This is a genomic window from Klebsiella sp. RHBSTW-00484 (genome assembly GCF_013705725.1).
Classification (GTDB): Bacteria; Pseudomonadota; Gammaproteobacteria; order Enterobacterales; family Enterobacteriaceae; genus Klebsiella.
In genome coordinates this window covers 6,299,544-6,324,537 of the sequence record NZ_CP055481.1, presented here as the reverse complement: position 1 = coordinate 6,324,537, position 24,994 = coordinate 6,299,544, and the positions used below count along the sequence as shown (strand labels likewise).

Sequence of the window (24,994 nt, the reverse complement as noted above, 5' to 3'; positions counted from 1 at the left end):
TTTATATTATTTATAAAATGAAAATTCATTATAGAGGATTATATAGTGGAACAGAATTTTTCTCCGAAAGCTTTCATGAAAAATAGACGCCCAGAGCGTTTTTCGGATTCAAAAGTAATAGAAAAAGGGACACTTGACCGAGTTGTACTTGAACATTTCATTTCAACATTAAATACCAGAAGCCAAGAGTTAGAGTTTGAAACATTTTCAAAAAAATTATGCGAAAAGGTAGTGTAAGCACACCCGTTTTAGTTCCACGCACTTTTTGAGATTTCCGGGGTTTCAGCCATCAGCCGGTACTCTTCCGGTGTCAGGTTATTCAGGGATTCGTGGGGGCGCTCGCCGTTATATTCAGCCAGCCAGCGCTCTGTAATTTCCCGTGCTTCATTCAGTGTTCTGAACAGATAAAAATCCAGTATTTCTGTCCGGTATGTCCGGTTGAACCGTTCGATAAAGGCATTCTGCGTTGGCTTGCCGGGCCTGATAAATTCCAGCATTACACCATGTTCTTCTGCCCATTGTGCCAGTGTCAGCGAGACCAGCTCCGGGCCGTTATCCATCCGCATCTTCAGCGGATATCCGCGGTTTGCCACGATCCTGTCCAGCACTCTCACGACCCGCTGCGCCGGGATATTCAGGTCAATTTCGATCGCCAGTGCTTCGCGGTTAAAATCATCCACCACGTTAAAAGTCCGGAAGCGTCTGCCGCACACCAGCGCATCGTGCATAAAATCGATGGACCAGCTCTGGTTCATCGCCTCTGGCGTCGCCAGCGGAGCAGGATTGTGCACCGGCAGACGCTGTTTTCCCTTACGGCGAAAATTCAGTTTCAGCAGGCAGTAAATCCGGTGAACGCGTTTATGGTTCCAGGTGTTACCCTGCCTGCGCAGCACCTGAAAAAGCTTCTTAAATCCGTAGCGGGGATAGCGTTCAGCCGCCTCTGTCAGCTTCTGGATCACCGGTTCATCGCGCCGGGTATCGGGCTGATAAAAATATACCGTCCTGCTCAGCGATAATGTCCTGCACGCCTGGCGAATGCTCATGGCAAATTGTGCCGTCAGATAGCTGACGAGCTCCCGCTTTATCGCTGGTTTTAAAGCTTTTTTTCGATAACGTCTTTCAGTGCACGGCACTCGAGACTCAGGTCCGCAAACATCTGTTTAAGCCGGCGGTTCTCGTCCTCAAGATCTTTGATTTTTTTGATATCAGCGGCTTCCATCCCACCATATTTCGCCTTCCAGTTGTAGTAACTGGCTTCGGAAATAGCAGCCTCGCGACACACATCTTTGACGGTCCTGCCAGCTTCGACGGATTTCAGGACGGCGATGATCTGGTGCTCGGTGAATCGGATCTTACGCATAGCGATCTCCTCAGGGGACATAATCAGTATGTCGGAAGATCTCTAAAAGTGAATGGTTCGTTTTTCAGGGATACTTACAGGTTGGCGTACCGGTTATCACGACCCGGCGCTTCTTTCGAAGCCCCTGCCTGAGCCACCATTGAAGGGGCGAGCGCAGGCCGCGCCAGTAGCACTACAAACATCGCTACCGACACTCGTGATAATTCGGAACGCCAATTCCGGCTGCGGTTTTACCGCAACGTGGGGACTATAGCGCAAGTCAGCACGCAAAAACTATGCTTATCACCTCATATTAAGGGCGATTTTATGCGCGCCGCATAAACAATGCGACATAACTTTTTTACATCTTTAGAGGTACGAACAGATGCTAATTTGAAATTGATATGCTGTATAATTAACCAGTTAGGTCAAGTTGATAACTTCTGAGACCACTCTGATTAAAACGAAGAACCAGTCAGTAGGCACATTCCAAAGGAGCCTTCCATTATGCGCGTCACCGCAACTCATCTAGTCCAATGGTCAGACAAGCGTGAAGCACAAGGAATGCTTCCAATCCTGGTAAGGCGGCTTATATCAGTTACATCACGTATTACAGCAATTACCATGCCAGGTGGTGATTCGGTGAATGTTCCTGGCTGGGATGGTGTTGTCGATGTTGCGCAAGGAAATCCCTGGGTTCCAGATGGGCTCAGCTACTGGGAGCTAGGCACCTCAAAAGATCCGGCATCCAAAGCCAACAGCGATTTTGAGAAACGTCTGGAACAGATTTCAGCTGCTCAAAAAGCACAAGCAACCTTTGTTTTTGTAACTCCTCGTCGCTGGCCAGGCAAAAGTACTTGGCAAGAACAGGCAAGGAAAAAAAATGCCTGGGCGGATGTACTAGTTTGGGATGCTGACGATCTGGAAGCATGGCTGGAAACCTCTCCAGCGACCAGTTTATGGCTAGGCATGCAGCTTGATATTGCTGGTCATGGCATTGAAGCAGTAGAAAACTACTGGGAGCACTGGAAAAATCAATCCTGCCCCGCAATTACTGCACCTGCGCTATTTCATGGTAGAGAGCAGTCAAAGCTTACGCTACAAAACAATATTAATCAGCATGACCCGCTGATAACTGTAATGGCTGACAGTCAGTCCGAAGCAGTTGCTTTCGTTTGCGCATTGTTGATTGAAGAAGGCCATTTCTTACGTGCTGCCTGTATAACTTCAGAACAAGGATGGCAGTTCATTGATGCTAATCCCGGCATTGAATTGGTGGTCATTACCAATAACCAGTTGAGCAAGCGACGAGCCCCACGCGAAGGTATGAGCTTAATAGTACCGATGGCATTTGGAGACCAGGCCTTCAATCTCATGGGAATTGGGTGCCAAGCAATAGATCAGAAAATAGTGGAACTTAGACGTCCGCAACCTGAAGAGTTTGAAAAATCCCTTTGCGAGCTTGGGATCGCATCCTCTGATGCCGCACGGTATACCCACTCACTGGGAAGGTCATGGACGGTTTTTCGTCGATGGCATGCGCAAAATCCGGTGTTCAAAAAACCAGATTGGATTGAAGGTGCCAACGCCAAAAATTTGTTGCTACTTACCCTCGTGGGTGCCTGGAATAGCGACTCCGAAGGGGACAGGGCTTGTGTTGAGCAGATTGCCAACCGCACCTACGAAGACATTGAAAATGAGCTATTAAGTTTAGCTGCGCTTGATGATGCACCAGTCGTAAAAATAGGTTCTCTCTGGAAAGCGAAAGCGCCAATGGAGCTATTACATCTAATGGCCCCCAAACTAACGAACACCATTCTGGCAAGATTCTTTCAGGTAGCTCGAGCTGTATTTGAACAACCGGATCCTGTGCTGGAACTGGAAGAGGACAAACGATGGATGGCCTCAATCTATGGCAAAGTTCGCGAACAATCCGGTGTTGTTTTGGAGGCTATGGCGGAATCAATTGCCAAACTCGGCTATTTTTCAGACAATTTTCAGCATGTTGTTATTGGCAATTCTGTACGAGGCTTTATTACTCAACTCCTGGAAGATGCCAATGAAGAACGTTGGCTCTCCGTTTCATCCTTTCTTCGAGCTCTAGCAGAAGCGGCTCCTGATGAGTTTCTGAACGCCGTTCAAAACAGTTTGCATAGCCCTGATAAACCAGTCACTCGCCTGATTACGGAAACAACATCATCAGAGATATCGGGCCGCTGCTGGCATGCCAACCTACTTTGGGCTTTGGAATTGCTGGCATGGTATCCCGCCCGACTCGTACGAGTTGCGAATATCCTTGCAGAACTATCAAATATAGAAATAAAGGGGAATTGGGGTAATACGCCATTTAATACTCTGGTTTCCTTTTTTCGCTCTTGGTATCCACAAACAGCCGCGTCCGTCGATATAAGACTCCGAGCACTCAGGAATGTCGTCGATAAATATCCCGAAGTAGCCTGGAAACTTTTGATGGCCCTACTACCCAACCAACTTGATATGGTTTCACCCAATGCAAAACCTCGCTGGCGTGACGATGATGCGGGTACTAACGAGGGCATCACCTATAGTGAGATTCAACGATTCATACTACCTGTTGCAGATTTATTGTTAGAGAAAGCTCAGGACAATGCCCATTATATCTCTGATCTTGTCCCGAAAATAAATGATATGGACACCACTTTCAGAGAAAAGGTAATCGAACTGGTAGGTAAAGCTACAACTTTACCCGATGAGCAGCGAGAAACAGTTCGCACTGCCGTCAGACAATTTCTGAACTGGGAAAACTCTTTTAACCAAGATGGTGATAAACGCGATCGATATTCAGCTGATGCGTTGAGACCATTTTTTGACAGACTAGCTGCGGATGATCTGGTCGTCAGGCATTCATGGATTTTCTCCAATGGATGGGTTGAACTCCCAGACGGGTATGAAGAAGATCATGAAAAAGCGAACAAGACAAGAAATGCATTGCGCACCCTCGCCCTTCGAGAAATCTTCCAAGCACTGGGTTGGTCTGGTATTCATAGACTAGCCAAACGTTGTGGAGATCCGCGACTTGTTGGCTGGGAGCTTATTAAAGAACCATTCGAACGTGAAGAGATGGCGGAATGGCTGTGTCAATGGTATCTGGAGGCATCACAGGGTTCGTCGTTATATGATTCACTGACCAGCGGTGTACTTCATGCGCTACCTCAAGCAGAACTCCTTGATTTCCTCGATACATGCTTATCTCAACTCGAGCAAAAATCCGCCTCTTCCGAAAAGATGGCTGGTTTCATGGTAAATGCTCCGCAAGGAATGAACTTGTGGCAACTTATTGAAAATCAATATCAAATGCTTCTCGATCATTTCTGGTTGAATGTTCGACCGTCTTATTTCCAGTCGAATAAGGAGCAATTGCTCTTTTGCATCGAAAAACTACTTGCCGCAGGAAGGCCGCGAACAGCTATAAATGCTATGGGAGATCGTTCTAGTGACTTACCAAGGGAGTCGCTAATCCTGATTCTAAAAGGCATCGCTGCTGGCCAAGAAGAAAATGCCGAATTCCCTCGTTCATGGCACATTTCTCGTATATTCAAGGCGCTTACTGACGCAGGAAACAATCCTGCAGAAATGGTAAGTCTGGAGTTCATTTACTATCCACTACTTAAAAGAGACAAATACGGTGCACCACATTTGATGGCAGAAATATTAGGTGAACCAGATTCTTTTATGGAGCTCATCTGTCTCGCCTACAAACCTCATAATACAGCACGTGAACCTCTACCTGAGCATCTACAAACAGCTGCTCGGACAGCCAGTAGTTTACTCCACGAAGAACACGGCGTTCCTGGTATGAACCACGCTGGAGAAATAAATAGCGAGTTGTTTTTCTCGTGGATCAACAGAGTTCGAGAGTTGGCAAAAGATAATGATCGAGAGGCTATCACGGACCTGACTATAGGAGCCTGGCTTTCTGATTGGCCTTTAAATAAAAATGTGGAATGTTGGCCACACCCAATCATTGCCGATCTATTGGATCAGGATGACTGCAAAGACATTAGGCGAGGTTTCAAAACCGGAGTTCGTAACACTCGTGGTGTCACTACCCGTATGCCATATGACGGTGGAACGCAAGAGCGACAAGTTTCGGAAAAATTCAGATACTTAGCGAACCATTGGAAGGATACTAAACCTAACGTTGCCATCATGATCGAAGCTCTTGCAAAATCTTACGAATATGAAGCGCAGATGCATGACGAAGATGGTTTATGGAATCAGGAATCATGAATCATGAAAATCCAAACTAAACAAATGATTACTGAAAAAACACTGTCTATCAGTAGAACATCAGAATGGGGTTAAAAAAGAGTATTACGTTGTGTAACAAGCGAACTTTCAGCAGTAACACCTAGCAGAGCAGAGGTACTGGTTATTCATTGTATACTTTTGTGTCCTTGAATGTGCCCATAGCCATGTTTTCAAGGCAACGTATCGCTGATAGATTAACGAGTTAGCTCGATTTTCCAGCTTCTGTATTGCATTGACTAACCCGCATTAACTTTCTGTTAAAGCGGGTTTTTTATTCTTCCTTTACGTCTTCACGCGTACCGCTTTCTCAATTACCTTTATTGGTACCATCACTTACCGGATACGACAATGATTGCTGATTACATCTTTATTGATACCGTCCCTTCCGCGGAAAACTTTTGTCGTCTGCGCGTTATTTCAGGTATGTCACCACGTCCGCTGGAGGGTGCTCGCGCGGGTCTGCCGCACAGTTGCTATGGCGTGCATATCCTCTGGGATGGCGTACCTGTTGGCATGGGGCGTATCGTCGGCGACGGCGCGCTGAACTTTGAAATCGTTGATATCGCCGTTGACCCTGCCCATCAGGGGAAAGGCCTTGGTCGACAGATCATGCAAAAAATTGTCACCTGGCTGGATGAAAACGCGTTTAAAGGAGCATACGTCTCGCTGGTAGCCGATGTTCCCGAGCTGTACGCGAAATTTGGTTTTACCAGCGTCAGGCCAGAAAGTGAAGGTATGGCGAGGATTTGGAAGTAGATATTTTCTCAAATGTCATGACTAAAGATGAATGCAGGTACAAGCCGCAATAAATAAGCATTAACATATCTGCTTGCTGGTTTGTATATTGCATTTATCCACAAGGGAAGAAACATCATGAGTATGGATTACTGGCTCCAGGCTTTTGATCATGGCGAGGAGGGATTTTTCCCGCTTTCCATTGTTGAGGAAGCGTTTGGCGATGCTATTACAAATAAAAATATTTCTCGCAGTGAAATCGCCGGAAAAATACTCGTTTCCTACAATCTTAAATATCCTCAACAACCCGAATATTACCTCTCTGTATGGGCGACCAATGATGCAATTCCTTTAGTCAGTAACCTTGATTTTGTGCATGTTCCGGGAACTGATGCTTTCTGGCAGAGTCTGGTCGATATTCTGCGGGGCACTCACACGGCTCTGTACTGGGCTGATACTGAAAACGCACTGGTTATTGGGAAGCAAGAAACCCGACGGCAAATGCCGCTGGGTATGATTGAAACGCTGGGTGAGCCTCGCGTGGTGACATCATATGAGCATCTTTGGCCGCGCCGATAACGCCAGCTAGTTGGCTCAGAAACGCGATAACTGTCCCATCTGTACACAATGTTCAGGTGTGAATAAAAGCATCCGAGCGCTATCGCCTTCTGCCACAACGCGAACCCCACGAAAGTCAGGGATAGCAAGCATTGCGCCGTAAGGCAGTAAATCATCGCTGCCTATCCCTACACAATACGCTCCAGCAGCAACGGCGGAAGTGACTCCGCTGCGGGAATCCTCAAAAACCACCGTCTGATTCGCCGGGATCCCTAACCGCGCCGCCGCCAGCAGATAGGGGTCAGGATGAGGCTTACCTCTGGCAACATCATCGCGCTCGACGATGACCGAAATGCAGCACTGAATATGAAGCATTTCAATCACCCGCTCGATTTTCTCACGCCAGCCGCTGGTAACAATACCGACGGTGATCCCCGCTTCCTTAAGGGAAGTAATAAGTTTCGCCACGCCAGGGATAGCCTCATAACTGGCTGTGTTTTCGACATAAATAATATGTTCCTGGACTTTCTGCCGATCGACAAGAGGTAGGTCATTAAACAGCGCGCGAATCGTGTGTGGTCCCGGCTGACCATGAATATGTTTAATAATATCTTCGTCGCTAATTTCACGGCCGTACATTTTCGCGGCTTCACACCATGCACGCTCGATAACAGCATTAGAATCAATTAATACACCATCCATATCGAAAAGAACGGCTAACTTTATCGACTTATTTTGATACATTAATATCGTCCTTATTTATAATGAAAGACCTCTTAGCAAGTATGCTCTGACTTATGATAGAGTGTATAATTCCATTTTTTCAGAGTTCGATAAATGTCAGGAATGGATATAAGACTCATACGCGCATTTGTTACTGTTGCAGAACAAGGTAGCTACCACAAGGCCGCCATGGCCCTGCACCTCACGCAGCCAGCCTTATCCAAACAAATCCAGGCATTAGAGCAGCAGATCGGTGGGGCGCTTTTCCAGCGCGGACGCCACGGTGCGATACTCACTGAGCTTGGGCAGCAGATTTTTTCGAAAGCTCACGATCTGGTAAAACAACACCATCATTTTTTAAGCTACACGCGAGAAATACAAAAAAAGAATAGCGATAGTTTATTAATTGGATTTGGGATTTCATCATTCAATACCGTTTCGACGTGGATTAACATATTTCAAAATATGTATCCAGGCATAGAAATATCCGTGAGTCATATTCCATCAAGCGTGCAATGCAAACTCTTAATGGATGGTTCGCTGCATGTCGGTTTTGTTCGCCTTCCTATGACCGAACCGCTAAGTTCAATATTCATTAAACATGAAAAGCTTATTCTGGTGGTGCCATCAGCAAAAACCTGGCAGCAAAAAAGCGAGCGAGATATTTTAATGTCGAGCACAATATTGCAAATTAATCCGGATCAAAGCCCCTGCCTGGCGGAACAAACAAGGCAATATCTTCTGCAAAGCGACATCACAGCCGAACCCGCGTCCGTTACGGATGATATACATGCTTTATTGGCCCTGATCGCCGGGGGAAACGGCGTCGCGTTGCTACCAGAAAGCGTGCGTAACTTCCTCCCTGCAGGAGTGAGTCTGCACAATCTTGAAGGAAACCAGGCTGGCTGGGATATTGGTCTCGTCTGGAATTCGCAGATAAGTAATCATTTACGCGATCAATTTATTGAGACAGTAAAAAACAGTATAAAATCAAATCATTAACTTATAATCGTTTATCTCCAAAGCGTTTTTCCTCCCAGGAAATCATTGTTGTCCAAATGGCAACTCGTACTACCGCGCGATCGTCTCTATTCTGTACGACATTCTTATCGCGAGGGGTTCTATGGCACGCTTTCTTATCTGTAGTTTTGCGCTGGTTTTGCTTTATCCATCCGGCATCGATATGTATCTGGTCGGCCTGCCGCGCATCGCACAAGACCTGGGGGCCAGCGAAGCGCAGCTGCACATCGCCTTCTCGGTTTATCTCGCGGGAATGGCCGCCGCAATGCTGTTTGCTGGCCGTATAGCGGATAAATCAGGGCGTAAGCCAGTAGCCATATTCGGAGCCATAGTCTTTGTTCTGGCGTCCCTGCTCTGTTCTCAAGCGCAGGTCAGTACCCACTTCCTGGTTGGGCGTTTTATTCAGGGGATTGGCGCGGGCAGTTGCTACGTCGTCGCCTTTGCCGTTCTGCGCGATACCCTCGACGATCGCCGCCGTGCCAAAGTCCTGTCATTGCTAAACGGTATCACCTGCATTATTCCGGTACTGGCTCCGGTACTGGGCCATCTGATTATGCTGAAATACCCCTGGCAGAGCCTGTTCTATACCATGACCGGCATGGGCGTTCTGGTGGGCCTGCTTTCGATTTTTGCTTTGCGGGAAACGCGCCCAACCTCCATGCCGCACACGGAAACACAGCAAAATATCGCCCCCGAGTCGCTACTTAACCGCTTTTTCCTCAGCCGAATTGTCATTACCACCCTGAGCGTGACGACTATCCTGACCTACGTTAACGTCTCCCCGGTGCTGATGATGGAAGAGATGGGCTTCGATCGCGGTACCTATTCCATGGCGATGGCGCTGATGGCGCTGGTCAGTATGGTGGTTTCGTTCTCGACACCGTTTGCCCTGACGCTGTTTAAGCCGCGCACGCTGATGCTGACCTCGCAGGTTCTGTTCTTTATCGCTGGCCTGCTACTTTGCCTCTCCACCAGCCAGACCATGACGATGCTGGGACTGGGGCTTATTTGCGCCGGATTCTCCGTCGGCTTTGGCGTGGCGATGAGTCAGGCTCTGGGGCCATTTACCCTGCGCGCGGGCGTCGCAAGCTCAGTTTTAGGGATTGCTCAGGTCTGCGGCTCTTCGCTGTGGATTTGGCTGGCGGCGATCGTCGGACTCAGCGCAATGAATATGCTGATCGGGATACTCATTGCCTGTAGCATAGTAAGCATTGTTCTGATTATGGTCGCTTCCCCGTCGCGGGCCGCGCAGCGCTATGAAGAAACCCCTGTCGAGTCTCGATCTTAACTTACTCTTGTGCCTGCAGCTTTTAACGCAGGAGCTCAGCGTCACCCGCACGGCGAAACGAATGAACGTCTCGCCGTCGGCGGTGAGTAAGTCGCTGGCTAAGCTGCGCGCCTGGTTTGACGATCCCTTGTTTGTTAAAACGCCTCTGGGGCTGTCGCCTACGCCACTGATGAGCAGCATGGAACAGGATCTGGCGGACTGGATGCAGATGGGCAATCAGATCCTCGATAAGCCTCATCACACGATGCCAAGCGGTCTGAAGTTTGAGCTGGCGGCGGAATCGCCGCTACTGATGATTCTGCTGAATTCGCTTTCCCAACGGATCTACCAGCACTATCCTCAAGCGCTGATCCGCCTGCGTAATTGGGATTACGATTCACTGGATGCTATTATTCGTGGCGAAGTCGATATCGGCTTTTGCGGGCGGGAAACCCATCCGCGCTCACGGGAACAAGTGAGTATGCTGCCCTGGTATATTGATTTTGAGGTTCTGTTTACCGACTTACCGCAGGTGTGGCTACGCACCGATCACCCTGCGCTTAGCGAGGAGTGGAATCTTGAAACCTTCTTACGCTATCCGCACATCAATATATGTTGGGAGCAGAGCGATACCTGGGCGCTGGATGACGTGCTAGACGATCTGGGGCATAAACGCACCGTGGCATTGACTGTGCCAGGTTTTGAGCAGTCGCTGTTTATGGCCGCACAGCCGAATCATACGATGCTGGCAACTGCGCCACGCTATTGTCAGCGTTATAATCAGCAGCACCACCTACCGCTGGTCTCGCTTCCACTACCGCTAGAGCCATCGCTTCTGGAGAAAGTGCGTGTACCCTTCACGCTGTTGTGGCATAAGCGCAATAGCTACAACCCGAAGATCGTCTGGCTGCGAGAAACGCTCAGGCAGCTCTATATCGACCCGTTATAGCCCTGGTTTGCCTCGTTCGCGCAATAAATTGTAAAATTCACACAATTTCCCTTTTCAAGAGGTAATTTCCGCATTAAAACCTGACTATTCTGAGCGATAATATTATTCGCAGTTTTTATCATTGACCATTAATCACGGAGCGACGAATGGCAACGCATTTTGCAAGAGGGATACTCAACACCAGAGAACCACAATCAACACGCCTGTCGGCAGCCTGTCATCAATCAGCAAGACGCCTGCCCGAGTACCGACAAAGCCGCTATCGTGCATCACGATCGCTACTCGCAGAACTACTCTTTATGTTGTATGGCATTAGAGAACTTCCAGAAATCATTGATGAAGAGAATGGAAAACCGGTTTTTCGCGACGAAAATCTCCCGCGTTTTTCCATCTCGTATGCCGGAAATATCGTTGGCGTGGCGCTAACTACCGAAGGTGATTGCGGCCTGGATATGGAACTACGGCACACCTCCCACGGCTTACATTCATTACACGACGCTGACCGCTACGCTTTTAATAGCAATGAACGTTTATGGATTAGCAATCAGCACGACCCCGATGAGGCTCGCGCTCAACTGGCTGCACTCCGTAAAAGCATCCTGAAGCTGACCGGAGAATCCCCAGTTCACCTACAGCTTCTGCCGGGATCGGGCCGATTACGAACGGGCAGAATGCAGCCAATAGAAGCCGTCTGCGACGCCGAAACAGTACTGGTCTGGTCCATCGCCGCAAGCCCGGATATTGGCCAACTAAAAATCTGGGAATATGGCGGCAAAGCGGGGTGGCACAGCCTACCTGACGCGCAAGTTCGTGCAAAAGAGTTATCCACCCGACTCATGCGCTTTACCAGCTTACCAACCGAAAAAGCCTTCTCCCTCAACTGACCGGCCCGTCCGGCCATCATGATGCAAAGGAGCAATCATGTCTGATACGTTGAAAGTTGTTACGTTACTCGGAAGCCTGCGCAAGGGCTCTTTTAATGCCATGGTAGCGCGCACCCTGCCCGGCATTGCGCCTGCGGGAATGGAAATCTCCGCGTTACCATCCATTGGCGCGATTCCGCTGTACGATGCCGACGCCCAACAGGAAGAGGGATTCCCGCAAAGCGTGCAGGATATTGCTCAGCAAATTCGTGAAGCGGATGGTGTGGTTATCGTAACTCCAGAATATAACTACTCGGTTCCTGGTGGTCTGAAAAATGCCATCGACTGGCTGTCTCGTCTGCCAGAACAGCCCCTATCCGGCAAACCAGTACTGATTCAAACCAGCTCAATGGGCGTGATTGGCGGCGCACGCTGCCAGTATCATCTGCGCCAGATTCTGGTCTTCCTCGATGCGATGGTGATGAACAAGCCAGAGTTTATGGGCGGTGTGATTCAGAATAAGGTCGATCCGCAGGAGGGGAAGGTGGTCGATCAGAGTACGCTCGATCATCTCAGCGGGCAGCTAAGCGCCTTTGCCGAGTATATTCAGCGGGTTAAAGCGTAGTATTGTTCCCTCACACTCGCCAGCATGCCGAGTGTGAGGGAAACGCGCATTAATGAGCGTCGATAAACACAATCTTCAGCACGAACAGCAGTGAAACCACAATCACGCATGGGCTGAGGTCACGCAGACGGCCGGTACCAATCTTCATCACGCAGTAAGAGATAAAGCCTAAGGCAATACCTTCGGTAATAGAGAAGCTAAACGGCATCATCACGGCGGTAATAAACGCAGGAACCGATTCGGTCAGGTCATCCCACTTCACGCGTGCCAGGCTGGAAGTCATCAGAACGCCAACGTAAATCAGCGCACCGGCTGCGGCATAGGCCGGAACCATACCCGCCAGCGGCGACAGGAAGATAACCAGCAGGAACAGAAGACCAACCACTACGGCGGTTAAGCCGGTGCGGCCGCCAACGGAAACCCCTGAAGACGATTCGATATAGGCAGTCACGGAAGAGGTGCCAATAAAGGAACCCGCAACGGACGAAACGCTATCGACAAACAACGCCTGCTTCATGCGCGGGAACTTACCCTTCTCATCGGCCAGACCCGCTTTATCAGTCACGCCGATCAAGGTACCGGAGGAGTCGAACAGGTTCACCAGCATAAACGAGAAGATAACTCCCGCCAGACCGAGATTCAGCGAACCCGCCAGATCAACATGACCGATCACCGTAGTCACGCTCGGCGGCGCAGAAACGATGCCGGTATAGTGAACATCACCCAACATCCAGCCCAGCAGCGTGGTGACCACGATTGAAACCAGTACCGCCGCATGAATGTTGCGGGAAGCCAGAATCGCGATAATAAAGAAGCCAAGAATACCCAGCAGTACGCTGTGGGACGTCAGGTTGCCAATACTCACCAGGGTGTCTTTGTTTGCGACAATGACACCCGCGTTTTTCAGCCCCATCATGCCGATAAACAGGCCGATACCGCTGGTAATACCGACACGCAGGCTAACCGGGATATTAGCAATCATCCAGTAGCGTACGCGGAAAATCGTCAGCAGCAGCAGGCCAACAGCGCCCCAGAAAATCGCACCCATCCCGACCTGCCACGACAGGCCCATCGCCTGAACCACGACAAACGCGAAGAAAGCGTTCAGGCCCATCGCGGGTGCCAGCGCCACCGGCAGGTTAGCGAACAGTCCCATCAGGATGCTGCCGAACGCGGCGATCAGACAGGTGGTCACAAAAACAGCGCTGGTATCCATACCCGCGACGCCAAGAATTTGTGGGTTAACAAAAACGATGTACACCATCGTCAGGAAGGTAGTGAAACCTGCAATCGCTTCGGTACGTGCCGTCGTGCCATGTTCGCGGAGTTTGAACACGCGCTCCAGCAGACCCTGGCCAGAAGACTGGCTGGTTTGTTGTTGACTCATTATCGGTTTCCGAACAAAGGAGGGAAAATTCGTCGCTATCCTATACCAAAATGCGACAATAAGGGCAGTTGTGAGATACTTTTTTTCATTGATTTTGCTTATACGGCAACGATTGCGTCTCACAAATCAGCATGACGAAAACGTTAACTTACTAAAATGGAAACGACATGACCCAACCAGAATCAGTATTTTTCGACTGTGACGGCACGCTGGTCGACAGCGAGGTGATCTGCTCCCGCGCCTACGTCCATATGTTCAGGGAATTTGGCATTACGCTGGATTTAGAAGAAATTTTTAAGCGCTTCAAGGGCGTAAAACTTTACGAGATTATCGACACCATTAACGCGGAGTACGGCGTTGACCTGCAAAAAGCGACTCTTGAGCCGGTTTACCGCGATGAAGTTGCACGTCTGTTTGATACTGAACTGGAAGTCATTCCTGGGGCACAGGCGCTGCTGGATGCGGTCAAGGTGCCGATGTGCGTGGTCTCCAACGGCCCGGTGAGCAAAATGCAGCACTCTCTCGGTAAATTGGGAATGTTGCATCACTTCCCGGAAAAACTGTTCAGCGGCTACGACATCCAGCGCTGGAAACCCGATCCGGCCCTGATGCTCCATGCCGCAAAAGCGATGAACGTGAACGTCGAGAACTGCATTCTGGTCGATGATTCCAGCGCAGGCGCACAGTCAGGGATCGCTGCCGGAATGGAGGTGTTCTACTTCTGCGCCGATCCGCACAACAAGCCGATCGTGCATCCGAAAGTGACAACGTTTACCCGCCTGGATGAGCTGCCGGATCTGTGGAAAGCGCGCGGGTGGGATATCACGCGCTAAGTATTCAGATTGCAGACAGAGTGCACTCATCTGAAATGACCCGGCAGTGCTTCTGTCCGAGCTTATAGGAAACTCGTTTTGGAATTTGCAGGCCGGGCAAGGTGTTAGCCGCCGCCCGGCAGAAATACGAGCACAATAGATAAAGCAGGTTTGCCATCCGTCTCAGCATTGAGATAGCTCGGCAAATCAGATAATAGTGTAGCCGCCATCAACGATAAGATTCTCGCCAGTAACCATCCCGGCCTTATCACTGACAAGATAAGCCACCGCAGCCGCTATTTCATCCGGCATGGCAAAACGCCCTGTTGGAATTTTAGCCTTCATCTCGGTTGCCCTTTCACCCTGCCAGTAGCGTTTACCTAATTCCGTTTCTACCACGGTTGGGGAAATAGTATTGACGGTAATGCCATATTTCCCCCACTCTGCCGCCAACACTTTTGACGCAATAACCAGTCCGGCTTTACTTGTGCAGTACGCTGCGTGATTCTCCAGAGCAATAACGCTGGCCTGGGAGGCAATATTAACGATACGGCCACTGTGCTGGTTTATCATAAACTCTCCAACCGCCTGAGAGAGGAAGTAAGGCGCTGTCAGGTTAACCAGCAATGTCGCATCCCAGCTCTCTTTTTTCACCTCTGAGGCTGATTCAAGAATGCCGATCCCGGCATTATTCACCAGAATATCAATACGCCCATAACCATCCACTACGTGCTGAACCAGTGCAGGGATCGCATCAATATCGGATAGATCGGCGGCGATGCCGATACCTTTACCCAGTATATGTTTCGCCTGTTCGACAACCTGCGGATTTTTATCCACCATGATGACCGTTACGCCTAATTCATTCATCAATTCGACAATGGCGAGTCCAATACCTGCCGATGCGCCAGTCACCATGGCAACTTTTCCGTTCAAACCAAAAAAATTATCAATGTTCATTTTTCTTCCTTAAGAGTCAGAGAGGTTAAATCCATTTCGTTCTGCGTCAGATTGAGCTGAGGATTTCGAATAAACCACGTCAGCACTCCGCCGAGGAAGTAAAGTGCTGAATAGCAGATGACCACAGTTTTAATATCAAAAGACAGACTAAAGAGGAGCGTAGCAATAGCTGGGCCAATGAAGTTGCCAATGCCACCCCCCAGATTTTGCACTGAAATTGCCGCACCTTTATGATCGGGCGCCAGCATCGGAAAAATAGCCCCCATGGGGACAAAAGAGGTAAGCGTAAACGCTAACAAAAGAGCAAAAAAGATAGCCATCCCAAGACTGGCAGGGAAGTACAGAGGCATAAAATAGAACAATAACGTGGTTATAGTACAACCAAAGAAGCCTACCCAGCGCATCTGGAATAACCAGCCAATTCGATCGCCAATTATGCCCCACAGAACATTAGTGACCGGCTGCACCAGGAAGAATATCCCCCAGATTCGCATCCATTCTTCCGCAGTAAACCCCACCTCCTGAGAGGTATAATGCAACGGCATAAAGATAGGAAAACCAAACAATGCCAGGTTGCATAACACCCGGATGATTAATGCCAGAAAGATATTTTTATCCTCAAAGATAAGCGTTACACCACGGCTTATTTCCTGTAGTTTTGCCGATTTAGGAATCGAAGACTTATTTTGTGAAGGCAACTCCTTCAACGTCAACAGCGCCAGAATACCCCCAGCAACAACCCATGCTAACGACATCCATAATGTGGCAATAAACCCCATAAGCGGAATGGTTACGCTGGGTAAGAAAGACGCAACGATGCCATAACCGATGGTGAACATCGACCAAATCCAGCCGGTTGCGGAAGCCAAACGATGTGGCGGCGTTCTCTGAACAACAAGCACATAAAAAGCGTAGAAAAATAACGGATAGGCAAAACCACGTAGTGCGTAAAAAACCAATATAAGTGGGTAATTTTTGGCTGCCAGACCAAAATGAATAAATAACACGTGGAACACGACCCACCATACTACACCTAACGCCATAATTTTCCGGGGGCCATAGATCTCACTAATCCCTCCGGATAACCAACTAGCAATAGCGGCAGTAACAGCATAAACGGTAAATATCATTGCGCTTTGTGAAACACCAAAGCCAATATCAATGATGTATTTTGAGAGAAAAGCTAATTCGACACCATCGCCCGTCATAAAAATGGCTATGGCGATATAGCCCCAAAAGAGTTTAACTGGCATACCAAATACAACCCGGGAAAACTCCGAGGGAGTTTCAGATGACTGTGATGAACTTATTATCATTCCATTGATCCTTGACTGTAGTTTTTACTTAAGGAGACAACTCGAATGAAGTATAAAAAACACTCACAATAAAACCTTTGTATTTTTGCCACTCACCTTTAAAAATGGCAATCATCTATAACTAAAGCAGCACGTGCTCACATATTAATACGAGACATTAATAAAAAGACCAAATGAATATTAACACAAATTGCATTCACATCAAAAATACAAAGTTATAAAGTACCTTCGCAATCCGCGTTTAAATAGTTAAGATGAGTGAATTATATTTCCGAAAGAATAATTAAAGACAGAATGCATTAATAATAGTGATGGCAGAAACAATGAAAAAAGAGGTAATAGTCAGTCAGTAGTTAGCTCAGAAACGAGTCCAGTAGGCATAGCGCAATCCGCTTACGCTATGCCCTGGAAGTTTACGCTTTGCTCAGCTCAGCAACCGCAGCCTTGTCAGCGATGATGACTAATGAAGGATGCAGTTTCAGTACCGAGGCCGGAACCTGTTCGCTCACTTCACCTTCAATCACCTGCTTCAACGCCTGGGCTTTCGCCGCACCGCTGACGATAAGCAGCAAATTTTTCGCCGCCATCACGCTTTTCGGCCCCATAGTAACGTAGCTATCCGGTACCACTGAGAAATCCCCGCCCATTTCGCCATGGGCGACGATACCAACCATATCCCCGGTAATAGGGAATTCAACGGTTGCATCATGGAAACGCGTGGTATTCGGTAAGTTACCGCAAAAATGACCGTCAGCACCCAGCCCCATCACGATCAGGTCAAGGCCACCATCTTCCTGTAACTGACGGTCATGGTGCATAAAGTTTTCATGGCTGAGCTTGTGGATATTCTGTTCCTGAATCTGCGCGGGAGTGAAAAACAGATTACGCAGATTACTGATGGTGATGCCTTCCCGATCCTGGCCGCGGAAAGGAATCTCATCAAAGTTGTAATAATGGATCTGAGAATAAAACGGTTTCCCTTTGATTGCGCTGGTCACATGCTCATACATGCGCTTAGGCGTGCTGCCAGCCGTCACCGCCAGATTCATTCTACACGGTGCGGTGATGTAGCCTAATAGATGATGGCTGGCAACCAGGCTCATCTCTTCATAATCTTCCGTCACGATTAATTTCATTTTATCTCCCTGTGTATATTGAAGATAAGGAGCCAGAACCCAGGCTCCCTACTTTTACTTAAATAGCTTCTGCACGAACTCGACGTAGGCCGGGCGCCAGACGTCCATCTCATGGTTCAGGCCAGGATATTCATGGTAGTCAAACTTGATTTTCTGCTTTTCCAGCTCAGTTTTCAGACCCGCAATATCCTTCCCGGTAACGACATCTTTCTCGCCTACCACCACGGTAAAGTTCCGCAATTGCTTATTGATTGCCTGCGGTTGGTTTAACTGCGCCTCGACGCCCGCATCCGGCACCGTCGTGGTGGTCACACCACTGAAGGTTGCCAGCCAACCGAAGCTTTCAAGATGATTCATTCCAGAGACCAGCGCCTGATATCCTCCCTGCGACAGCCCGGCGAGCGCCCGGCCATCTGCGTCTTTACGCACATTGAAGCGCTCATCAATCAGCGGAATGATGTCGTTCATCAGCTCTTTATCGGCCGCTTTAGCATTCAGCGGATAGAAGGTTTTGCGGCGCTCCTGCGGTGGGAAGTTTTCCGCGATCGCTTCTGGAATATCGGTTTCGGTATCAGGTACTACCACCAACATTGGCTTGATTTTGCCTTCCGCCAGCAGGTTATCCATGATTTGCGGGATGCGTCCCTGGTCGATAGCCGATAAGCCGCTGTCGCCAAAGCCGTGATAGAAATAGAGCACCGGCAGCGGCTCGCCGGTACCGGTGTAGCCCGGCGGCGTCCAGACATAGGCGCGACGTTCAGAATTTAGCGCCTTTGAGTGATAGGTTAACGTCCGCAACTCACCGTGAGCGACCGCCCGATCGTCAAGAATGCTGCCTGGTACCAGAATCAGGCTGGTATTCACCTGGCGCTGCGGCTTCTGATAACGGCTGCCGGTGTCTACAGAGCGGAAACCATCAACGTCAAAATAGTATTCGTAGAGGTTGGGGGCCAGGGCTTCGCCTTTCCACGTCCAGATCCCCTGCTCGTCTTTGGTCATATCGTGAGAGACAAAGGTATCCGGTGTCGCCCCCGTCACCACGGAGACGCGTTTTGCGTCCGGCGCAAACAGGCGGAAGGTAATGCTCTTATCAGCGTTAACCTGCGTAATATACTGGCTCACCGGGATCGACCCGCCAGGCATTGCCGGAAGCGGCGCGGCATGGGCGGTAAACGCCGCACCCGCCAGCGCCAGAGCGAAGTAGATAGCATGTCGTTTCATCGTGACTCCTCTTTAGAATTATGTCCTGACCGTCGCCAGCTTTACCACCAGATTTCAGCCTGGGCGCCAACGGCAAATTGATCGTTCTTACCATCTTCAAAAATGCTGCTGGTATTGCTGTTCGCTGCCTTATCCAGGTCGATGTCCTTCGCTTTAATATAAGTCGCATAGAAACGAATTTCCGGGCGAGAGGTCAGCATACTGGTATTGACTTTCAAGGTATGGAACAGCGTGGTTTTATAACCGGATTCGTTGTATTTCTTACCGGTGATATCTTTGTTCTGCTGCTTGAAATAGCCCAGCTCAACGCCGGTCTGGTTGTATTTATCCCAGATATAAGCCGGGCGGACGACGGCGCGAATGGATTCAAAGTCTGAATGCGCGCCGGTTTCGTAGCTATAGACGTCATTACCAAAGGAGTAAACAATCGCATTGGCCAGAATAACGTCGTCACGCAGGTAGGTTTCACCCTGCGAGGTTAAACGAACGGCGGTACCGTTGGTATGATCGCCATAGTATCTGCCGTTAAAGGTTGTGTACGGACTGGACCCCGCATAGCGCGAGAAGCTACTGGCAATGGAGTTATTTGCCAGCAAGAATGAAAACTCGTTAAATCCGCCGTTATCAAATTTCTGCGTTAACGATGTTCCCGCCATCCAAGTATCTTTCCACTCATAATACCCATTATTACCCTCATTATATTTTTCAGATGAGCTTTGGTTCGCCGCAACATAGCGCCCGCTAACCATCAGCGACGCTTTATCCCAGAGAGGGATCTCTTTATAACGAATATCAATGGTATTGGTGTTAATCTGTTGCTTATTCTTCAGGGAACGATCGTAGTCGTCGACGTCTTCGCGCACTAACGCGATATCAAATTTACCTACGCCTACTTTCCAGTTCTCAAGACCAATACCAGCTGCCGCATCGGTTCTTTGCGTTTTCCAGTCCAGCATCTGGATTTCAATTTTCGGCGCACCGTGCTTACCGACCCAGAAATCTGCTTCCGGCGCAAACGGAAGGAAACCTTTGGTATTAACGTACATATCAGAGAACTGCATATAGTTCTCACCGCCAGCGTTATCGCCGAACCAGCCAGTGGAATACTGCTGACCAACGTTACCATCAAGCATAACTATCGCATCAACACGCTTGTTGCCTTCCTGATAGACCCGCTGCTTGAGCTGCAAATCAAACCAGCCGGAATATTCGTTACCAAAGCGACCAAGCGAACCAATTGCCCAGGACTTTGGCGAACCATGGGATGCGGTTCCCCAGCCAGAGCGATAGTAGCCGTTGTAGCTAAAGCCGATTTCATCTTTCACAAACTTACTGAAATCTTTCATCGTCATGGAGCTATAGATAGACTCTCCATTGGCCGCAGGTTGATCATTTCTTACCAATACAGCGGCCGGTTTTTGCGCACTGCCCGCAGGTGCCGGAGCGCTCACCACCTGTTGAGCAGCACTTCCTTTATTACCGCCAGGCTGAGTATTTGAGACCCAAATCTGCCCCCTGGTCTTTTCTTCATCTTTGTATTTTTTAAGCTCTTTCTGCGTATCCTTAAGCGCCTGTTCCAGAAGTTCAAGACGTTGCTCAACCGTCAGCGATTCCGCCATGGCATTAGCGGTATAAGCAAGCGGGGCCATAAGAATAATTGCAGATGTAATCAGATTTCTTTTAAACATAATATCCCTTTATCTAAGTATTGGCATAAAACGGAATACCGCTAACAAATAAATTCGCCAGATAACACTCCAGCTCTGACGCTATATAAAAACGCTATCATTCAAACGCAAAGATTAAAGATGCCTCCTTTAAACTTATGGTTACAGGAAAGGAAAACCTGTCATTTATGCTTATTTAATGATCGACAGAAGTTCACTCCCGGAAAGAACCTGCTCCTTCCCTAAAACCAGAACATCCATATAATCATCACTATTGGTTATTAGTATTGGCGTCACGAGATTAAAACCAGCAGCAGATATCGCGGGGAGGTCAAAAGATAATAAGAGATCGCCCACAGAAATTTTATCACCGACATCAATATGAGAAGTAAAATGCTGTCCTTTCAATTTAACGGTATCAAGGCCAACATGAATAAGGATCTCCGCGCCATCATTAGACTTAATACCAATGGCGTGTAATGACTCAAATAAAGAGATAACCTCGCCCGAAACAGGAGAATAGACCGTACCGCTATTAGGTAGAATCGCGATGCCTTTACCTAATAAACCGCTGGCGAAAGTGTTATCAGGTACCAGTTCGAGAGGAACGATAGTTCCGTTCATGGGAGAGATGATCGTTTCAAATTTCTGCAACGGTTGACTGTTCAGTTCAACAGTGGATTCTTCTGGTTGCGGTTGGCTATTTTTCTTGCCAAAAATGCCGAACAGCAGGGTACCAAGGAAAGCTAATCCCATTGCCAGGAAGCTACCGATAATGCAGGCCCAAACCGTGTAATCAACCCCCGTCGGCGGAATGGTTTGCATAAAAGTAAAAATACTCGGAACACCAAAAGAGTAAACTTTCGTCTGCGCGAAACCCACTATTGCAGCACCAATACCGCCGCTCACGCAGGCAATAATAAACGGGTAACGACGCGGTAAGTTCACACCATAAACCGCAGGTTCAGTGATACCAAAAAGTCCGGTTAATGAAGCGGACCCCGCCACCACTTTTTTCTGCGCATCACGTTCGCTGATAAAAATAGCCAGAGCAGCGCCTACCTGAGCCAGAATGGCTGGCGTCATTAGCGGCAGCATCGTGTCATAACCGAGCACGGTAAAGTTATTGATACATAACGGCACCAACCCCCAATGCAGGCCAAACATCACGAACACCTGCCACAATCCGCCCATCACGGCACCGGCTAACCAGGGCGCGGTGTGATAGAGGAACTGATAGGCCAACGCCAGCATTTCACTCAACCATGTAGACACTGGTCCAATAGCTAAAAAGGTCAGCGGCGTAATAACGACCAGACAAATCAGAGGAGAGAAAAAGTTTTTGATGGCTGAAGGCAGCCAGCGGTTCAATCTTTTCTCCAGTAAGCTACAGAGCCAGGCAGAAAAAATAATCGGGATAACGGAAGAGGTATAGTTGATAAAGGTAATCGGCATCCCCAGAAAATGCAGGATCGGGTTATCCGGGTTTTGCGCTTTTTCAAATGCCTGTAAAATCAACGGATGAGTCAGCGCCCCACCAATCACCATCGTAGTAAACGGGTTACAACCAAATCGTTGCCCGGCCGTGTAGCCCAGGATAATAGGGAAAAAATAAAAGAGGGAATCACTGACGCTGAACATCAGTAAATAGGTACCACTCTGCTCGGTTGTCCATCCGCAAACGAGCGATAATGCCAGAACACCTTTTAAAATACCGGTAGCTGCCATCAACCCTATAAAAGGCGTAAATATCCCGGAGATGATATAGATAAGCTTATTGAATATATTATCTTTATCCTCTTCTTTTTTTACACTATCAGCGTTATTTATTACCCCAATCAACCCATTAATAGTATTGAACATATCAGCAACGTGATTGCCAATAACCACCTGAAACTGGCCACCGCTTTCGACAACCATAATAATGCCGGCAGTGTTTTTAAGCCTCTCAGCCTGAGCTTTACTCCGATCGTGAAGCTTAAAGCGTAAACGTGTCGCACAGTGCATCAGACTAATGATGTTCTCTCGCCCGCCGACGCCAGCGATTATTTTTTCGGCTAATGCCTTCATGGTTTACCCTCTAACATCCTTGCTTAGAATCAAAAAAAAACCTGAAGCAAATCACCTGTCTAAAACAGAAGTAATTTGCTTCAGGTTTTGCCCGCATGGCGGTAACAACCCCAGTATCTTGCTGATAGTGGATTATTTGGCAAAAAAAAACCTGACATCGCCAGGTTAATGGTGATGTCAGGTTTTGCCTGCTTACGCAGTAACAATCCAGAGTTTTTAATTCGAGCCTTGTAATGACAAGTAACCCGATTAATGGTCCGTATTGTTGCGCTATAAAAATCAGATCACAATTAATGAAATTATTATTTGTGACGAAAATCTCACCAATCTCAATTAATTAAAAAAAGTGAATCACAAATCATAACCAATCCTGATAATTCCATTTATCAGGATTGACTCTAATGATTTATCACTCTTTGGGGTCTTTTCCCGCCAGCAGTTTATCCAGCTCGTCGCCGCCAACATGACGGAAATCCTGACCTTTAACGAAGTAGAAAATATACTCACATATATTTTGGCAACGGTCGCCGATACGCTCAATCGAACGAGCGCAGAACAACGCGGTCAACACGCTTGGAATAGTGCGCGGGTCTTCCATCATATAGGTCATTAGCTGACGCACAATGCCTTCATATTCCTGGTCGACTTTCTTGTCTTCACGGTAGATACGCACCGCTTCATCCAGATCCATACGCGCGAAGGCATCCAGCACATCATGCAGCATCTGCACGGTATGCCGCCCCAGCGATTCCAGGCTCACCAGCAGCGGTTGGTGCTGATGAGAGAATTTCTCCAGCGCAGTGCTACAGATTTTATCCGCCACGTCGCCGATACGCTCCAGCTCCGCGATGGTTTTGATGATCGCCATCACCAGACGCAGGTCGCTGGCGGTCGGCTGACGTTTGGCAATGATGCGCACGCAGGCTTCATCGATCGCCACTTCCATCATATTGACCTGTTTATCGCCGTCGATAACGCGCTTCGCCAGTTCACTGTCCTGGTTGTGCATCGCGGTGATCGCATCAGAAAGCTGCTGCTCCACCAGCCCACCCATGGTCATGACCTGAGTGCGGATGTACTCCAGTTCAGCATTGAACTGGCCGGAAATATGTTTATTTAGGTTTAAATTGTCCATCATTTCTCCAGATGCCCAAAAGATTTCGAGCGAGAACAAGGCGGCAACTACGCGAATCCCCGGGAGCGTAGTCTACTACGTGACCGGGGTGAGCAAAGACAGCCAACGCGGTTATCGCTTGAAAGCTGAAGGACATATCAACCGTAGCGGCCAGTAATATAGTCTTCAGTTTGCTTCTTAGCGGGCTTGGTAAACAGGTCGTCCGTGTTACTGAATTCAATCAGCTCGCCAAGATACATAAATGCCGTATGGTCGGAGCAACGCGCAGCCTGCTGCATGTTGTGGGTCACGATAACGACGGTGTAATCCTGTTTCAGTTCGGTGATCAGCTCTTCAATGCGCCCGGTAGATATCGGGTCCAGCGCTGAGCAAGGCTCATCCAGCAGCAGGACTTCCGGACGAATCGCGATTCCGCGCGCGATACACAGACGCTGCTGCTGACCACCGGAGAGAGAGTATCCGCTCTGATGCAATTTATCTTTGGTTTCATTCCACAATGCGGCTTTGGTCAAAGCCCACTGGACGCGCTCGTCCATATCCGCACGGGAAAGTTTCTCAAACAGACGCACGCCAAAAGCGATGTTGTCATAGATAGACATCGGGAACGGCGTCGGCTTCTGGAATACCATGCCCACTTTCGCACGCAGCAGAGCGATATCCTGGGTGTTAGTCAGAATATTATCGCCATCCAGCAGAATTTCGCCTTCCGCGCGCTGCTCCGGGTACAGCTCAAACATCTTGTTGAACGTACGCAACAGCGTGGATTTACCGCAGCCTGACGGACCGATAAACGCCGTAACCTGGTTTTTGGTGATATCCAGGTTGATGTTTTTCAGGGCATGGAATTTTCCGTAGTAGAAGTTCAGGTTACGAACTGAAAGCTTACCCGGGGTTGCATTCACCATACTCATCTCGTTCTCT

At 48.6% G+C, this 24,994-nt stretch carries 21 protein-coding genes; 10 read left to right on the top strand and 11 right to left on the bottom strand.

The features are described 5' to 3' along the window. Positions 1-45: 45 nt before the first annotated feature. Positions 46-237 carry a hypothetical protein gene (locus tag HV213_RS29700; RefSeq protein ID WP_181484323.1) on the top strand — a complete coding sequence of 64 codons (192 nt, stop codon included), beginning with the start codon at positions 46-48 and terminating at the stop codon, positions 235-237. Positions 238-248: 11 nt separating this feature from the next. On the opposite strand, the gene HV213_RS29695 is transcribed toward HV213_RS29700, so the two are convergent. Then, positions 249-1,360, bottom strand: a protein-coding gene (locus HV213_RS29695; RefSeq protein ID WP_411195475.1) for an IS3 family transposase whose coding sequence is annotated in 2 segments (ribosomal slippage) — positions 249-1,099 and positions 1,099-1,360 — 1,113 coding nt in all. Because the reading frame shifts where the segments join, the coding sequence is not laid out codon by codon here. 486 nt (positions 1,361-1,846) lie between these two features. Here HV213_RS29695 and HV213_RS29685 point away from each other — a divergent pair. The 3 genes from HV213_RS29685 to HV213_RS29675 all read left to right on the top strand — a co-directional run bounded on the left by HV213_RS29685 (position 1,847) and on the right by HV213_RS29675 (position 6,943). Further along, on the top strand, positions 1,847-5,608 hold the full coding sequence (locus HV213_RS29685; RefSeq protein ID WP_181484322.1) for a hypothetical protein: 3,762 nt from the start codon (positions 1,847-1,849) through the stop codon (positions 5,606-5,608). Between the two features lie 369 nt (positions 5,609-5,977). Beyond that, on the top strand, positions 5,978-6,385 hold the full coding sequence (locus HV213_RS29680) for a GNAT family N-acetyltransferase (protein WP_181484321.1): 408 nt from the start codon (positions 5,978-5,980) through the stop codon (positions 6,383-6,385). Between the two features lie 117 nt (positions 6,386-6,502). After that, positions 6,503-6,943: a hypothetical protein gene (locus HV213_RS29675; RefSeq protein ID WP_181484320.1), complete on the top strand. Its 441-nt coding sequence runs from the start codon at positions 6,503-6,505 to the stop codon at positions 6,941-6,943. A 15-nt stretch (positions 6,944-6,958) separates the two neighbouring features. Here HV213_RS29675 and HV213_RS29670 read toward each other — a convergent pair whose 3' ends face one another. Then, on the bottom strand, positions 6,959-7,666 hold the full coding sequence (locus HV213_RS29670) for an HAD family hydrolase (RefSeq protein WP_181484319.1): 708 nt from the start codon (positions 7,664-7,666) through the stop codon (positions 6,959-6,961). A 93-nt stretch (positions 7,667-7,759) separates the two neighbouring features. Between HV213_RS29670 and HV213_RS29665 the strand changes: the two genes are divergently transcribed. From HV213_RS29665 to HV213_RS29645, 5 genes are all read left to right on the top strand, one after another. Beyond that, positions 7,760-8,647 (top strand): LysR family transcriptional regulator, encoded by an 888-nt coding sequence (locus HV213_RS29665; RefSeq protein ID WP_181484318.1) that lies wholly within the window; start codon positions 7,760-7,762, stop codon positions 8,645-8,647. A 121-nt stretch (positions 8,648-8,768) separates the two neighbouring features. Beyond that, positions 8,769-9,953, top strand: coding sequence for an MFS transporter (locus HV213_RS29660; protein WP_181484317.1), 1,185 nt, complete (start codon positions 8,769-8,771; stop codon positions 9,951-9,953). After that, positions 9,922-10,881 (top strand): HTH-type transcriptional regulator YidZ, encoded by a 960-nt coding sequence (gene yidZ / locus HV213_RS29655; protein ID WP_181484316.1) that lies wholly within the window; start codon positions 9,922-9,924, stop codon positions 10,879-10,881. The genes HV213_RS29660 and yidZ overlap by 32 nt, the downstream gene beginning before the upstream one ends. Before the next feature lie 146 nt (positions 10,882-11,027). Continuing rightward, positions 11,028-11,765: a 4'-phosphopantetheinyl transferase family protein gene (locus HV213_RS29650; protein ID WP_181484315.1), complete on the top strand. Its 738-nt coding sequence runs from the start codon at positions 11,028-11,030 to the stop codon at positions 11,763-11,765. Positions 11,766-11,802: 37 nt separating this feature from the next. After that, a complete protein-coding gene (locus HV213_RS29645; protein ID WP_181484314.1) occupies positions 11,803-12,369 on the top strand; it encodes an NADPH-dependent FMN reductase in 567 nt (188 codons plus the stop codon). A gap of 49 nt (positions 12,370-12,418) precedes the next feature. On the opposite strand, the gene adeP is transcribed toward HV213_RS29645, so the two are convergent. Beyond that, the gene (adeP, locus tag HV213_RS29640; protein WP_181484313.1) at positions 12,419-13,756 is read right to left on the bottom strand and encodes an adenine permease AdeP; all 1,338 of its coding nucleotides are present in this window, start codon (positions 13,754-13,756) and stop codon (positions 12,419-12,421) included. A gap of 167 nt (positions 13,757-13,923) precedes the next feature. Between adeP and yieH the strand changes: the two genes are divergently transcribed. Continuing rightward, positions 13,924-14,589: a 6-phosphogluconate phosphatase gene (yieH, locus tag HV213_RS29635; protein WP_181484312.1), complete on the top strand. Its 666-nt coding sequence runs from the start codon at positions 13,924-13,926 to the stop codon at positions 14,587-14,589. Positions 14,590-14,775: 186 nt separating this feature from the next. Here the strand turns inward: yieH and HV213_RS29630 are convergent, their stop codons facing one another. From HV213_RS29630 to pstB, 8 genes are all read right to left on the bottom strand, one after another. Beyond that, on the bottom strand, positions 14,776-15,528 hold the full coding sequence (locus HV213_RS29630; RefSeq protein ID WP_181484311.1) for a GolD/DthD family dehydrogenase: 753 nt from the start codon (positions 15,526-15,528) through the stop codon (positions 14,776-14,778). Further along, positions 15,525-16,781 carry an MFS transporter gene (locus tag HV213_RS29625; protein WP_228288585.1) on the bottom strand — a complete coding sequence of 419 codons (1,257 nt, stop codon included), beginning with the start codon at positions 16,779-16,781 and terminating at the stop codon, positions 15,525-15,527. Before HV213_RS29625 ends, HV213_RS29630 begins: the two co-directional genes overlap by 4 nt. 476 nt (positions 16,782-17,257) lie before the next feature. Then, positions 17,258-17,980: a glucosamine-6-phosphate deaminase gene (locus tag HV213_RS29620; RefSeq protein ID WP_181484309.1), complete on the bottom strand. Its 723-nt coding sequence runs from the start codon at positions 17,978-17,980 to the stop codon at positions 17,258-17,260. 54 nt (positions 17,981-18,034) lie between these two features. Continuing rightward, positions 18,035-19,201 (bottom strand): esterase, encoded by a 1,167-nt coding sequence (locus HV213_RS29615; RefSeq protein WP_181484308.1) that lies wholly within the window; start codon positions 19,199-19,201, stop codon positions 18,035-18,037. A gap of 41 nt (positions 19,202-19,242) precedes the next feature. Then, positions 19,243-20,889 (bottom strand): carbohydrate porin, encoded by a 1,647-nt coding sequence (locus tag HV213_RS29610; protein WP_181484307.1) that lies wholly within the window; start codon positions 20,887-20,889, stop codon positions 19,243-19,245. Between the two features lie 171 nt (positions 20,890-21,060). After that, on the bottom strand, positions 21,061-22,938 hold the full coding sequence (bglF, locus tag HV213_RS29605; protein ID WP_181484306.1) for a PTS beta-glucoside transporter subunit IIABC: 1,878 nt from the start codon (positions 22,936-22,938) through the stop codon (positions 21,061-21,063). A 409-nt stretch (positions 22,939-23,347) separates the two neighbouring features. After that, a complete protein-coding gene (phoU, locus tag HV213_RS29600) occupies positions 23,348-24,073 on the bottom strand; it encodes a phosphate signaling complex protein PhoU (RefSeq protein ID WP_110276025.1) in 726 nt (241 codons plus the stop codon). A 137-nt stretch (positions 24,074-24,210) separates the two neighbouring features. Then, positions 24,211-24,984, bottom strand: coding sequence for a phosphate ABC transporter ATP-binding protein PstB (pstB, locus tag HV213_RS29595; RefSeq protein WP_110276026.1), 774 nt, complete (start codon positions 24,982-24,984; stop codon positions 24,211-24,213). Positions 24,985-24,994: the final 10 nt, after the last annotated feature.